Below are 13,703 nucleotides of genomic sequence, written 5' to 3' on the forward strand. Positions count from 1 at the left end.
CTCCTCCCTCACTTCACCTCATCAGGTGACTCTTTTCCCGGGTCGCCTGACAAAACCGTGCTGATATGCGTACCGCACGGTCCGCGGAGGGTCGGCGGCCGTGCGGTCGGGCCCGCGGGCGGAGCGCACGGCTCCGCCCGCGGGTGGAGGGTCCTCAGGCGTCGATGCGCGAGCGGTCGAGGGTCGCCGCCGAGCTGGTGATGAACTCCTTGCGGGGCGCGACGTCGTTGCCCATGAGGAGGTCGAAGACCTGCTCCGACGCTTCCAGGTCGCCGATGTTGATCCGGCGCAGGGTGCGGTGGCGCGGGTCCATCGTGGTCTCCGCGAGCTGGTCGGCGTCCATCTCGCCCAGGCCCTTGTAGCGCTGGATGGAGTCCTTGTAGCGGACCCCCTTGCGCTGGAACTCCAGCAGGGTCTGCCGCAGCTCGTTGTCCGAGTACGTGTAGACGTACTTGTCCTGGCCCCGCTTCGGCTGGACGAGCTCGATGCGGTGCAGCGGGGGGACGGCCGCGAAGACCCGCCCCGCCTCGACCATGGGCCGCATGTACCGCTGGAAGAGCGTGAGGAGCAGCGTGCGGATGTGGGAGCCGTCGACGTCGGCGTCGGTCATCATGATGACCTTGCCGTAGCGGGCCGCGTCGATGTCGAAGGTGCGGCCCGAGCCCGCTCCTATGACCTGGATGATCGCGCCGCACTCGGCGTTCTTGAGCATGTCCGCGACGGACGACTTCTGGACGTTGAGGATCTTGCCGCGGATCGGCAGCAGGGCCTGGAACTCGCTGTTGCGGGCGAGCTTGGCCGTGCCGAGGGCCGAGTCGCCCTCGACGATGAAGAGCTCGCTGCGCTCCACGTCGTCGCTGCGGCAGTCGGCCAGCTTGGCCGGCAGGGAGGAGGACTCCAGCGCGGTCTTCCTGCGCTGGGCCTCCTTGTGCTGGCGGGCCGCGATCCGGGTCCGGGCCGCGGCGACGGCCTTCTCCAGGACGGCGCGGGCCTGCGCCTTGTCGTCCCGCTTGGTGGAGGTGAGGAAGGCCTTGAGCTCCTTGGCCACCACGTTCGCCACGATCCGGCGGGCGGCGGAGGTGCCGAGGACCTCCTTGGTCTGGCCCTCGAACTGCGGCTCCGCGAGGCGCACGGTCACGACGGCCGTGAGCCCCTCCAGGGCGTCGTCCTTGACGATGTCGTCCTCGGCGACGCGCAGCATCTTGGCCGAGCGCAGCACCTCGTTCACCGTCTTCGTGACGGCCTGCTCGAAGCCGGAGACGTGGGTGCCCCCCTTGGGGGTGGCGATGATGTTGACGAAGGACTTGACCGTGGTGTCGTAGCCGGTGCCCCAGCGCAGGGCGACGTCGACGGCGAGCTCGCGGGTGACCTCGGTGGGGGTCATGTGGCCGCGCTCGTCGAGGACCGGGACGGTCTCCTTGAAGGTGCCCTGGCCGGTGAGGCGCTGGATGTCGCAGACGGCCTTGTCCTGCGCGAGGTACTCGCAGAACTCGCTGATGCCCCCGTCGAAGCGGAAGGTCTCCTCGCTCTTGCCGACCCCGGCCAGGTCCCGCTCGTCGCGGACCACGATGGTGAGGCCGGGCACGAGGAATGCGGTCTGCCGGGCGCGCTGGTGGAGCGTCTCCAGGGAGAGCTTGGCGTCCTTGAGGAAGATCTGCCGGTCCGCCCAGTAGCGGACGCGGGTGCCGGTGCGGGTCTTGGGGATCCGCTTGCTCTTGCGGAGGCCGTTGGCCGGGTCGAAGGGGCTGTCGGGGCCCTGCTCCGTGAAGACGCCGGGGACGCCCCGGCGGAAGCTGATCGCGTGGGTGGAGCTGTTCCGGTCGACCTCGACGTCGAGGCGGGCCGACAGGGCGTTGACCACGGAGGCGCCGACGCCGTGCAGACCGCCGGAGGCGGCGTACGAGCCGCCGCCGAACTTTCCGCCGGCGTGCAGCTTGGTCATGACGACCTCGACGCCCGAGAGGCCGGTCTTCGGCTCGACGTCGACCGGGATGCCCCGGCCGTTGTCCCGGACCTCGACGGAACCGTCCTCGTGGAGGAGGACCTCGATGTGGTCGCAGTAGCCGCCGAGCGCCTCGTCGACGGAGTTGTCGATGATCTCCCAGATGCAGTGCATCAGGCCGCGGCTGTCGGTGGACCCGATGTACATGCCGGGGCGCTTGCGGACCGCTTCGAGCCCTTCCAGTACGAGCAGGTGCCGCGCGGTGTAGTTGGAACCGTCACGGTCTGCGGTCAGCAGCGCACTGGACGGCACGGACGTCTCGGCGGTCACGCGGTTCGCTCCTCGCTGAATTTGAAATCTGGCCCGGTGGGTAAGGCCCGGCGTCGGTCACCGGCTTCAGAGGGTACCGATGCCTGGTAGAGCCGTTGTCACGCCACCCTCCCCGATTCCTCATGCTAGTCCAGCGTCGCATGAATGTTCGATCCCTCGATCGGGTGACGTGAACATCACGTTCCCTTCGAGGCATGAACCATTTAGGCTCCGGGCACGTCCTCATGAACAACCGGCAACCGCCGGGAGGGCCTGACCGAGACAAGCAACGCGAAATCCGTAGAGCGACGCAATACGGCTCATTCGCCGCCAACCGGCAGCAGACAGCCACCTTGGGAAGAAGTTTCAAGGAAAAGCCACGAGCGGGAACGTTTTCGGCCTGGTTGGATGTTGACCCTGGTACGACAGCTCGTCGAGCTAGAGAAGAGGCGACGTGACTACTGTTCTGACCCCCGCGAGCCCCCTGACGGCCGCTGACCGCTGCGACCGCTGCGGCGCCCAGGCTTACCTGCGTGTCGTCCTGACCAGCGGAGGTGACTTGCTCTTCTGCGCCCACCACGGACGTAAGTTCGAGCCGGAACTCAAGAAGATCGCCGTTGAGATACAGGATGAGACGGACCGGCTGACGGACGTGCCGGCCCGCACGGTGGGCGACGAGCACTGACGCCCCGCATCCACGACGAGCCCAGGGCCGGTCGCTGACCGGACGGCGGGCGGTCACCCCCGTACTGCGGGGAGTGACCGCCCGTTCTCGTATCCCCGTCCGGAGCGTTCCCGGAGCTCGTCGCGGAGAAGCCTTCCGGAGCCCGTCCCGGCGCTCCCTCCCGGACCCGAGCACCTCTCAGAAGCGCTCCGGCAGCACCGCCGAGACGCGCGTGTAGACGCCCGGGTTCTCCGCCTCCCCGCAGCCGCTCCCCCAGGACACCAGGCCGATGAGGCGCCCCTCGGCCACCAGCGGGCCTCCGCTGTCCCCCTGGCACGCGTCCCTGCCGCCCCGCGGGTCGCCCGCGCACACCATCGTGCCGCTCTGGTACCGGACGCCGGAACCGCCCGGATACGCCCGCTCGCACGCCGTGTCCGGCAGCACCTGGACGCGCGCCGTCCGCAGCGCGGAGGCGTAGCTCCCCCGGCCGCTCGTGTCGCCCCAGCCGTAGACGTCCGCCGCCGTGCCGGGCGCGTACGCGGGGTCCCCCGCGCGGGCGACGCCGATCATGTACGACTCCGGCAGCGGGCTCACCAGCGTGAGGACCGCCAGATCGCCCGCATTGGTCGTCGGGTCGTAGTCGGGGTTGATCCACGTGTCGGAGACGCGGACCTCCTGGCCGCCCTGGCCGCGCAGCGAGGCCCGGCCGGCGATGACCGCGAAGTCTCGCACCTCCCACGGCTCGCCGCCGAGCACCTCCCGGCCCAGGCAGTGGGCCGCGGTGAGCACCTTGGTGGGCGCGACGACCACGCCTCCGCAGAACTGTCCCGCACGCGTACCCCCGAACCGGTCACGGCTGGACAGCGCCACGACCCACGGCGCGTCCGTGATCCCGACCTGGCGGCCGCCCACCACGACGCTGTCGGCGGCCACGGGGGCGGCGAGGGCGAGGTGTCCCGCCGCCGCGGTGATCAGTCCCAGAGCACCCGTCAATGCTCGGGTGAGGGAACCACGCATGGAGCCTCCTGACTCTCCGGTGATGTCGATTCACCCAGCGTCCAGCACCCGGAGCCGCGGCGCACACCCGAAGGGCCCGGCTCCCCCTTTCGGGGAACCGGGCCCTTCGGTGTACCTCCGCGCGTCTCGTACGGATCTTCGGATCCGTACGAGACGGGTCCGTCCCGGCCGGGACGGTCGCGTCAGTCGAGGTAGTCGCGCAGCACCTGCGAGCGGGACGGGTGACGGAGCTTCGACATCGTCTTCGACTCGATCTGGCGGATCCGCTCGCGGGTCACGCCGTAGACCTTGCCGATCTCGTCCAGCGTCTTCGGCTGGCCGTCGGTGAGGCCGAAGCGCATCGAGACGACGCCCGCCTCGCGCTCGGAGAGCGTGTCGAGGACGGAGTGCAGCTGCTCCTGGAGGAGCGTGAAGCTCACCGCGTCGGCCGGGACGACCGCCTCGGAGTCCTCGATGAGGTCGCCGAACTCGCTGTCGCCGTCCTCACCCAGCGGGGTGTGGAGGGAGATCGGCTCGCGGCCGTACTTCTGGACCTCGATGACCTTCTCCGGGGTCATGTCGAGCTCCTTGGCCAGCTCCTCCGGGGTGGGCTCGCGGCCCAGGTCCTGGAGCATCTGGCGCTGCACGCGCGCGAGCTTGTTGATGACCTCGACCATGTGCACCGGGATGCGGATGGTGCGGGCCTGGTCGGCCATGGCGCGGGTGATCGCCTGACGGATCCACCAGGTGGCGTACGTGGAGAACTTGTAGCCCTTGGTGTAGTCGAACTTCTCGACGGCGCGGATCAGACCCAGGTTGCCCTCCTGGATCAGGTCCAGGAAGAGCATTCCCCGGCCGGTGTAGCGCTTGGCCAGGGAGACCACCAGGCGGAGGTTGGCCTCCAGGAGGTGGTTCTTGGCCCGGCGGCCGTCCTCGGCGATGATCTCCAGCTCGCGCTTGAGCTTCGGCGCGAGCTTGTCCGAGTTGGCGAGCTTGTCCTCGGCGAACAGGCCGGCCTCGATGCGCTTGGCGAGCTCGACCTCCTGCTCGGCGTTGAGCAGCGGGACCTTGCCGATCTGCTTGAGGTAGTCCTTGACCGGGTCGGCGGTGGCACCGGCGACCGCGACCTGCTGCGCCGGAGCGTCGTCCTCGTCCTCGTCGGACAGGACGAAGCCCTTGGTCTCGCCCTCGGTCTCCTCGTCCTCGCCCTTGCCGGGAGCGACGTCCTCGAGGAGCTCCTCGCCCTCGACGAGCTCGTCGGCGTCCTTCTTGGACGCGGTCTTCTTGGCCGCCGTCTTCTTGGCGACGGTCTTCTTGGCCGCCGTCTTCTTGGTGGCGGTCTTCTTCGCGGCCGCCTTCTTGGCGGTCGAACCGGCCTCGTCGGCCGGGTCGGCGCCCTCGGCGGCGGGGGCCGCGGCCGGGACGGCGGACTTCGTCACGGTCGCCCTGGCGGTGACGGTCTTGGTGGCGGTGCGCTTGGCCGGGCTCTTCGCAGCGACGCTCTTGCGGGCGCGCTTCGGCGACTCCGCTGCACTGACCATCAGCGTCACACCCTCTTCCTCGAGGATCTGATTGAGGCTGCGCAGAACATTCTTCCACTGGGTTGGCGGAATCTGGTCAGCCTCGAAGGCCCGACGCACGTCATCGCCGGCGATCTGCCCATCAGCCTTTCCCCGCTCGATGAGCGCCATCACAGACTCGGACTCGGCGATCTCCGGCGGGAGCGTACGGGATGTGCTGGCCGACACGAACAACCTCTCGGAACGATGGAAACGGCTTCCGGCCCCGCCCTGGATCGGGCTGGAGCCGACGACCGTCGACGGGGGATGTGCCGACGGCGCGGGCTGGACCGGGGAACTGGACAGCGCCTCCGTCGGCTGCTGTATTCCTTCCTCGGCTGTCACCTCTTAGGTCATCGCACGGCTCGGAGGAGTGTTACGCCCAATCTTCGTGGCCCGAGTCACACCTCATCGGTGAGGAAACGGCCAGACCGGTCGATCGGCGCACATTTCCCACCTCCGGGACCCGGGCGCCGCCCCGGGGCCGCCCGGCCGGGCTCCCAGGACGGCGCCCGGATCCGGTCACACGCGGCGCGTACGCCCTCCCGCTCCCGGCCACGGCCCGCGGGTCAGTGTTCGCGGGGAGCCGGGACGACACGCTCCACCTCGGGGTGGACCGTGAGCAGCTGCCGCATGGCCGCCTCGGCGCCCTGCGCGTCGCCGGCGGCGAGCGCGTCCACGATCCGGGCGTGGTGGGCGAGGCAGGCCTCGCTCGGCCGGTCGCAGCCGGTGGCGGGGCCGCCGGAGACCTGGAGCGCGGCGGCGACGATGCCGGAGAGGTGCTCCAGCATCCGGTTCCCGGCGAGCTGGATGAGGAGGGAGTGGAACTCGGTGTCGGCCCGGGAGAAGGTGATGCCGTCGCCCTGGGCGAACGCGTGGCCCATGATCTCGACCATGTCGGCGAGGCGCTGCTGCACGTCCTCGCGGCCGTGTCCGGCGGCGAGGCGGGCGGCCAGGGGCTCGATCGTCCAGCGCAGCTCGTTCAGCTCGCGGCGCTGGTCGTCCCGCTGCGGGCCGAAGGCGCGCCACTCGATGATGTCGGGGTCGAGGAGGTTCCAGTCACTGACGGGCCTGACGCGGGTGCCGACGTTGGGGCGGGCGCTGACGAGTCCCTTGGCCTCCAGGACGCGGAGCGACTCGCGCACGACGGTGCGCGAGACCTCGAACCGCTGGCCGATCTCCTCGGGGACGAGCGGGCGGTCGGCCCCGAGGTCGCCGGAGACGATCATCTGGCCGAGCTGCTGGACGAGCTGTCCGTGCAGTCCGCGTCCGCGGTTGCCCGCGCTCCTGCGGCCGACGCGGCCCAGGTCGGTGTCCACCCCCTCCCAGGAGGGCGGGCCCACGCGGCCGGCGGCGGGGGCCTCCGCGTAGGGGTAGCGGTCGAGATCGCCCGGGGTGCCGAGACCGGAGTCGACGGAGCGGGCGGCGGTCATCATGGTGTGCGCAAGGGTACTCACGCATCCTTTGTCGGCGCTGCCTCCGTGGCCCTTGAGGTCTTTGGTGAAAAGCACACGAAAGGGTGATCGGCACCCCTTACACAATTGACGATTAATCGGGCATAACGCTCATACCGCATGACAGTTGAGGACGATCCGGAACCTTTCGGTCCGCACGCGATCACCAACGGGCTCCGCGGCGAAGGCCGGTGAGCACATACGCGCAGAACAGCCCCGTCAACGTCAGGGAGAGCGCCACCCCCGCGGGTTGCCCGAGCACCTGCAACCCCCCGGCCAGCCAGCGGTCCACGGCCGGTGACCAGTGCGGGCCCGCGAACTCGCGCAGCCGCGCCGGGAGTCCGGCCACCGACCGCACCGACGGCCCCGTCAGCACCTTCTGCAGCAGCGGGGCGAAGGCCACCGGTACGGCGAGGACCGCCGCCACTCCGGCCGCGGCGGCCCGGAACACCCCGGCGCCGAGCACCCCGGCCCAGGCGCAGCCGACGAGCAGGCCCAGCCAATTCGCACAGAGAATCGGCCATTTCCTCGGTACGGGGATCAACTCGGTTCCGTAGAAGAGCCGCAGGGCCCCCAGGTCGACCGCCACGACGAGAGCCCCGAGCACGAGGGCGACGGCCGCCGCCACGGCGAGCTTCGCGAACAGCAGGCCCGGCCTGCGGGGCACCGCTCCACGGCCGGTGGTGAGCGCGGGGTAGCGGTACTCCTCCGCGAAGGAGAAGGCGCCGAGCAGCCCGGCCCCCAGGGCGGCGGGCGGCAGCGGGGAGATCGCGGGCCAGCCGGCGAGGACGGCGGGCAGCGCGGTGCGGCCGCTCCGCCCGAGGAGCAGGGCGAACGTCACGGAGACCAGGAGGACGCCCGCCACGACGAGCGGCGTGGACGGCACGCCCAGGAGCCGGTGGACCTCGTATCGGAGCGGGCGCAGGGGCGAGCGCATCGGCCGCCGGGCGGCGACCGGCGGCTCTGCCGGGGCGTCGTGGGCGGTGGCCGCGGAAGGCTCGTCGGTACGTCGCGCCGTGGACGCGGATACGGGGGCGGGCGCGGTGGTGTGCGGCCTTGCGGTGGGCTCCTCGCGGGTGCCGTCCTCGTCGGCGAGGTGGTGGACCGGTACGCCGTGCCGGAAGGCCGCGTCTCCGACGGACGCGCAGTCGCTGCCGTAGACGGAGAGCCGGTTGCCGTCCTCCGCGACCACCTCGACCGGACGGCGGGCGGCCCTCGCCTCCCGGGCCACGACCGAGGCCAGGCGCGCGGCGTGCGGGGTGCGGACGGTGACCCGGGGGCGCAACCGGGTGCGGGCGAACTCGGCGGCCTCCTGGGCGGCGACGAGCCGGCCGCAGTCGAGGGTGACGACCCGGTCGGCGTTGCGGGCGGCGTCCTTGGGATCCGCCGTGGTGTAGAGCACCGTGCCGCCCCCGGAGGCGTGGGCGCGCAGGAACGTGTACAGCCACCCGCTCTCGGACGCGGAGAGGCCGGCGCCCGGCTCGTCGAGCAGCAGCGTGTGAGGGCCCCCCAACAGGGCGGAGGCTAGGCCGAGTCGGCGGTCCGCACCGATGGGCAGGGTGCCGATCGGCCGGCGCTCCAGGCCTGCGAGGCCCGTGCTCCGCAGCAGTTCCTCGGCCCGGGAGGTGGGAACCCCGGTGGCGGCGCAGAGCATCCGGAGCTGGCCCCGGAGCGTACGGGAGGGGTGACCGGGGACGTCGCCGAGGAGCACGCCCACCTCGCGGGGAGGGTGGGCGATGCGGTGCAGCGGCCGGCCCCGGAAGTGGGTGATCCCGCGCCCCGGCTCGAGTTCGAGCATGAGACGGAGGGCGGTGGTCTTTCCGGAGCCCGGGGGGCCGAGGAGAGCGGTCACGACGCCCGGCCGGGCCTCGAAGGTCAGATCGTCCACGGCGGGCGGGCGATCGCTGCGGGGAGTGCTGGTCAGTCCGATTGCCTGGAGCATCGCTTCTCTCGCGGTAGGTGACACCGCTCCGCGGCAGGGCGGCGCTATCGCAGCAAGATAACGCCACATTTAGGACTTTCCACGCAGGATTGGCGCCCAGGGGCGCCGGATGTCCGCTCCCTCAGACCTCGGGGCGCAGCATGGGCGGGTTGAGGAGGGTGGCCCCACCTGCCCTGAAGAGCTGGGCGGGACGCCCTCCCTGACGGGTCGTGGTGCCACCGGCCGGGACCAGGAAACCGGGCGTGCCGGTCACCTTGCGATGGAAGTTGCGCGGATCCAGGGCGACGCCCCAGACGGCCTCGTAGACGCGCCGCAGCTCTCCGACCGTGAACTCCGGCGGGCAGAAGGCCGTGGCCAGGGAGGAGTACTCGATCTTGGAACGGGCGCGCTCCACCCCGTCGGCGAGGATCCGGGAGTGGTCGAAGGCGAGCGTCCCCCCTCCCCCGCCGTCGGCACCGGCGGCCGCGTCCTCCCCGAGCAGTTCCTCGACGGGGGCCCAGCGGGCGCTGTTGGCGTCGCCGCCCGCCCTGGGCGCGGGCAGGTCGGGGGCGAGGGCCAGGTGCGCGACGCTCACCACCCGCATCCGGGGGTCGCGGTCGGGTGCCCCGTACGTCGCCAGCTGCTCCAGGTGCGCGCCATTGCTCGGTACGGGCGACGGGGCGGCCGGGTCGTACGCGCGGAGGCCGGTCTCCTCGACCAGTTCGCGCGCGGCGGCGGCGCCGAGGTCCTCCTCCGCCCGCACGAAGCCGCCGGGCAGGGCCCAACGCCCCTGGAACGGCGTCTCTCCCCGCCGCACGACCAGGGTGCAGAGCGCGTGGCGCCGCACGGTGAGCACGACCAGATCGACGGTGACGGCGAAGGGCGGAAAGGCCGACGGGTCGTAGGGAGGCATGTCGCGATCATAGTCGTCTTCCTGACGATAAACACGCCCCGTGGAATCTTCGGCGACGACTTCCCCGGTGCGTTCTCCGGCGTACCGTGAAGCTTCTCTCGTGTCCGTGTCCGCCATCCCCTCACACCCCCAGCTGAAGACCCTCTGCGGCCTCCTCGACCATACCGAGACCGAGCCCGCTCACCCGCACGGCGAAGGGCTCGCCCGCGACCACGAGCCCCGACAGGCGGATCGCTCCGAGGGGTGCGGAGGAGAGTGGGCGCACCGAGACGGACCGGCCCGGGGCGTCGGGCCGGATCCCCGCGAGGGCGAGGAGGGCGTGCACCGCCCCGGCGGCTGCGACGGCCGCCGGACGGCACGCGGCCGGGTGGGGCACCGGGCGGCCGCCCGTCGTCCGCCGCTCCCCCGCGTACATCTCGGGGAGCCGGTGGTCGAAGGCCTGCGCCGCGTCGAGCAGTCCCCGCAGCAGGGAGGCGGCCTCCTTCTCGTGTCCCGCGACGACGAGACCGGCCACGGCGACGGCCGTGTCGTGCGTCCGGACCGCGCCCGTCCGGTGGCCGAAGGGGTTGTGGCCCGGCTCCTCGGCGCCCAGGCCGCGCAGTCCCCAGCCCGAGTCGAGGGCCGGGGTACCGAGCATTCGGGCCACCCGCTCGGTCTCCGCCCGGTCCAGCAGTCCCTGCGCGTACCGGCCGCCGCCCAGCAGCCCGGTGTCGAGCAGATGTGCCGCCCAGCCGCCCGGCCGGGACCAGGCCCGGCCGTCCGCCGCGAGGGCGAGGGCGGGGCGGCCCCCTGCCGTGTCGTCGACCCAGAACGTGCGCCGGAACCGTTCGCGCAGCGTCTTCGCCGTGTCGCGCAGCGCGTCGCCGCCCTGTCTCCCGCAGGCGTCGAGGAGGTCCGCGCCGAGCAGGGCCGCCCGGTGCGCGTGCGCCTGCGTCTCGGCCCACCGGGGCCCGGCGGGCCCCGGGTCCGGCACGAGGCCGTCCGGGCCGGCGGCGCGGCGCAGCCAGTCGAGGCAGCGCTCCGCGACGGGGAGCAGTTCCTCCAGGTCCGCCGACGGCAGCCCCCAGCGGCGGGCCTCGGCGAGCACGGCCGGGAAGGCGAGCGTGGCCTCGACGCCCGTGCAGCGGGGCGGAAGGTGCGGGCCCGCGTCCCTGAGAGGACCGGGGATGCGGCCGGACTCGGGCCCTTCGCCTGGGAGTTGGGTGCGGCCGAGGGCGCGCAGGGTGGTGGCGGCGAGCCGGGTGCCCAGGGGAAGGGCCATCCGGGCCGCCCAGAGCGCCTCGGCGGTGACCGGTCCGCAGCGCCAGGGGACGCCGGCGGCGAGGTACACGTCCGCGGGGTGCTCCGGGGTGCGCTGGAGCAGGGCCCGCAGGTCCTCGACGGATGTGCGCAGCAGTGCGCCGGGGCGCGGGTCGTCGGCCTCGGCCAGGGCCTCGGCGAGGAGATGGCCGCCCGGCCGCCCGGAACCCGTACCCGGGGAGCCCGTGGGGCGGGCCGTCGCCTCTCCTCGTACCCGGAGGCTGATCCTGAACGCGGCTCCGGGAGCCAGCTCGGCCTCCCAGCGCAGGACTCCGGCCGCCGCCAGGGAGTCCGAGGGCGCCGGATCCGCGGTGACGGCGGCGGACCGTCCGTCGCTTCCGGTCCAGCGCAGTCCGGTTCCGTGGACGCTCGCCGCGAGTTCGGGTCCGGGCCTGCCGGTCGCCACCGCGCCCAGGTCCGCGAGATCCGTGCCCAGAGCGATTTCCACGGGGAGCCGGAGGGGGCGGGCGGCGGCGCTTCGCAGGGTGATCCGCTCGGTGCCGTCGGCGCTCCGTGTGCGTTCGACGGTGAGGCCGGGGTCGGGTCCGGGTTCTCCGGGGGCGCGCAGGACGCCGAGGAACACCGCCCGGTCGGCGGACTCCATGCGGCCCTGGAGGGCGACGGGTTCCCGGCCCGCCACTCGCAGGACACAGCGGGAGAGGAGCCGTAGCCCCGCCGCGTACACGCCCTCGGGTCCCTCGCCGGTGAGCTGGCCGTGCTCGGCGCAGAGGGCGAGGGCGGGCAGGGCGACGCAGACGAGCGTGCCGTGCACTGGGGGAAGTTCCACCGGGCGCGCCGCGCGCGGGAGCGCGGCGCCGGGGGCGAGGCCGGCCGGAGGACCGGTGGGGCGGCCGGGGGCCGGGACGGGACTGGGGGCCGGGACGGGGCTGGAGGCCATGGCGGGTGCGGGGTGCTCTCTGTGCGGACCGGGCGGCCGGCGGAGTGTCGGCGGCACGGTTCGTACGTCTCCGCCAGAGAGCTGAACGCGTTCGCGGGCGGCCGGGTCACGGTCGTCACCGTCCGCTCCTGGTGCCGCGCTGTCCGCCGTGCTGCGGGGAACCACCTCCGGGCCTGCCGGTGGCGGGTCCGCCGGGCCGGACTCCGGCCGCCGCCCGCCGGTCCCTCGCCCCGGTCGGCCGCCCGGCCCTGCCGAGGGCCGGACGGGTTCCCTGTCGGCGGGAGGCGCGCATCCGGACCCGTCGGGAGGACGTCGTGGAGGGCTGCTCCGGGGCGGTGCGGGCGTCCCGCTCGCTCCTCAGGCAGGAGCGGAGCGATTCGGGGTCGAGGCCCTCGTTGCAGGCCTGGTGGAGCAGCTGGGCGAAGACGTATTCGGGGTCGGCGGCGAGTGCGAGGCCGAGGGCGACCCGGGCGGTCGGCTCGTCACCGGTGGACCAGGCCGTCCAGCCCACGAGGGTGAGGGGCGCGGCGGCGTACTCCTGGTAGGGGGCGACGCAGCGCCGGGCCAGGACGCGCCAGAGGCGCAGGGCGGCGGTGCCCTCCCAGCCCTCCATCCATTCGGCGGCACGGTCCCGGGTGATCCGGTCCTGGAGGCCGAGGATCAGCGCGGCGGCCTCTTCGGAGGTGATCAGGGCGTCGTCGGCCGCGTCGGTCGTCGCGCCTTCGGGGGTGTCGGTGAGGGCCCTTCCGGGGGGCGTCAGGCCGGTCGGATTCGAGGGGCGTGACGGGGTCTTCGCGTCTTTGAGGGCCTGCGGGGGCTGCGGTGTCTTCGAGGACTGTGGAGTCGGCGGGGTCTGCGGAGTCTTGGGGATCTGCGGGGTCTTCGGGGTCTTCGGGTTGGTGAATCGGCGGAGGATTTCGCGGGCCAGGGTCAGTGTCCGCTCGCGCGTCTCCGCCCGCTGCCGGCCCTCGGGGTCTTCGAGGATCCGGGGGACGAGCGAGGCGGCGGCCACGTCGAGCGCGGCCCGCTGACCTTCCTCCCCGGGCCCGCCGGTCGGCTTCAGGCAGGCTTCCATGTCCCGCAGGGAGCCCCGCACCCGCACTCCGGCGTACGCGGCGGTCGCCGCCATCACCGTCGTGCCGCTGAGCGCGAGCGGGGTGCCGTCGGGCGGGCAGCAGCGTGCGTCGGGGCAGCAGTAGGAGAAGTAGAGGCCGTCGGAGATGCAGAGGGCTTCGTAGACGGGGATGTCGAGGGCGCCGCAGGCGGTGCGCAGGCGCTGGGCGAAGGGGCGCAGCCGCTCCATGACCCGGCGGCCCGTCTCGCCGGGGGCAGGGTCCTGGCAGAGGAAGACGACGATGCCGTCCGGTCGGGCGCCGGCCCGGGCGCCTCCCTCGACGAGGCACTCGGCGAGGTGGTCGGCGGTGGAGGCCCATTCACGGGACGAGCCCGGGATGCCGAGCCTGACGCGGCCGCCGAAGCGGCCGTGCTCGCCGTGGAGGGCGACCAGGACGACGGAGTCGGTGGGGTGGAAGCCCAGCATGAACGGGAGGGCGTCGGCCAGTTCGGCCGGGCCTCGCAGGGTGATCTGCTGGGTACGGGTGGGCCCGCTGGTTTCGTGGCGATTCGCGTTCATGGCCAGGACGGTCTCGTGTTCTTCCGAAATCCGAAAGCCCTGTGGATAACTCACGGATCGGGGCATCCGCCGGTCTTTCGAGTTATCCACAGATTCGGGTCTGATGCCCACGATG

9 protein-coding genes are annotated in these 13,703 nt (G+C 72.7%); 1 reads left to right on the forward strand and 8 read right to left on the reverse strand.

Features of this window, described 5'->3' with window-relative positions; translation table 11 throughout:
- Positions 1–154: 154 nt before the first annotated feature.
- Positions 155–2,272 (reverse strand): type IIA DNA topoisomerase subunit B, encoded by a 2,118-nt coding sequence (locus tag ACIQD7_RS05100; protein WP_402439455.1) that lies wholly within the window; start codon positions 2,270–2,272, stop codon positions 155–157.
- Positions 2,273–2,705: 433 nt separating this feature from the next.
- Between ACIQD7_RS05100 and ACIQD7_RS05105 the strand changes: the two genes are divergently transcribed.
- Positions 2,706–2,936 carry a hypothetical protein gene (locus ACIQD7_RS05105; protein ID WP_030211728.1) on the forward strand — a complete coding sequence of 77 codons (231 nt, stop codon included), beginning with the start codon at positions 2,706–2,708 and terminating at the stop codon, positions 2,934–2,936.
- Between the two features lie 177 nt (positions 2,937–3,113).
- On the opposite strand, the gene ACIQD7_RS05110 is transcribed toward ACIQD7_RS05105, so the two are convergent.
- The 7 genes from ACIQD7_RS05110 to ACIQD7_RS05140 form a co-directional block, all read right to left on the reverse strand.
- Positions 3,114–3,932 (reverse strand): S1 family serine peptidase, encoded by an 819-nt coding sequence (locus ACIQD7_RS05110; RefSeq protein ID WP_402439457.1) that lies wholly within the window; start codon positions 3,930–3,932, stop codon positions 3,114–3,116.
- Between the two features lie 182 nt (positions 3,933–4,114).
- On the reverse strand, positions 4,115–5,659 hold the full coding sequence (locus ACIQD7_RS05115; protein WP_121828433.1) for an RNA polymerase sigma factor: 1,545 nt from the start codon (positions 5,657–5,659) through the stop codon (positions 4,115–4,117).
- 380 nt (positions 5,660–6,039) lie between these two features.
- A complete protein-coding gene (locus ACIQD7_RS05120; RefSeq protein WP_121828398.1) occupies positions 6,040–6,927 on the reverse strand; it encodes a FadR/GntR family transcriptional regulator in 888 nt (295 codons plus the stop codon).
- A 160-nt stretch (positions 6,928–7,087) separates the two neighbouring features.
- The gene (locus tag ACIQD7_RS05125; protein ID WP_402439459.1) at positions 7,088–8,866 is read right to left on the reverse strand and encodes an ATP-binding cassette domain-containing protein; all 1,779 of its coding nucleotides are present in this window, start codon (positions 8,864–8,866) and stop codon (positions 7,088–7,090) included.
- A 121-nt stretch (positions 8,867–8,987) separates the two neighbouring features.
- A complete protein-coding gene (locus ACIQD7_RS05130; protein WP_121828396.1) occupies positions 8,988–9,758 on the reverse strand; it encodes an NUDIX domain-containing protein in 771 nt (256 codons plus the stop codon).
- 121 nt (positions 9,759–9,879) lie between these two features.
- Positions 9,880–11,955: a glycogen debranching N-terminal domain-containing protein gene (locus ACIQD7_RS05135; protein WP_402439461.1), complete on the reverse strand. Its 2,076-nt coding sequence runs from the start codon at positions 11,953–11,955 to the stop codon at positions 9,880–9,882.
- Positions 11,956–12,070: 115 nt separating this feature from the next.
- A complete protein-coding gene (locus ACIQD7_RS05140) occupies positions 12,071–13,588 on the reverse strand; it encodes a DUF4192 domain-containing protein (protein ID WP_402439463.1) in 1,518 nt (505 codons plus the stop codon).
- Positions 13,589–13,703: the final 115 nt, after the last annotated feature.

The sequence above is a fragment of the Streptomyces sp. NPDC093071 genome, from assembly GCF_044754545.1.
GTDB lineage: Bacteria > Actinomycetota > Actinomycetes > Streptomycetales > Streptomycetaceae > Streptomyces.

Bases quoted from the DNA above. Each gene is read 5' to 3' on its own strand.
- ACIQD7_RS05125 (WP_402439459.1), bottom strand. From the start codon at position 8,866: ATGCTCCAGGCAATCGGACTGACCAGCACTCCCCGCAGCGATCGCCCG.
- ACIQD7_RS05140 (WP_402439463.1), bottom strand. From the start codon at position 13,588: ATGAACGCGAATCGCCACGAAACCAGCGGGCCCACCCGTACCCAGCAG.
- ACIQD7_RS05135 (WP_402439461.1), bottom strand. From the start codon at position 11,955: ATGGCCTCCAGCCCCGTCCCGGCCCCCAGTCCCGTCCCGGCCCCCGGC.
- ACIQD7_RS05130 (WP_121828396.1), bottom strand. From the start codon at position 9,758: ATGCCTCCCTACGACCCGTCGGCCTTTCCGCCCTTCGCCGTCACCGTC.
- ACIQD7_RS05110 (WP_402439457.1), bottom strand. From the start codon at position 3,932: ATGCGTGGTTCCCTCACCCGAGCATTGACGGGTGCTCTGGGACTGATC.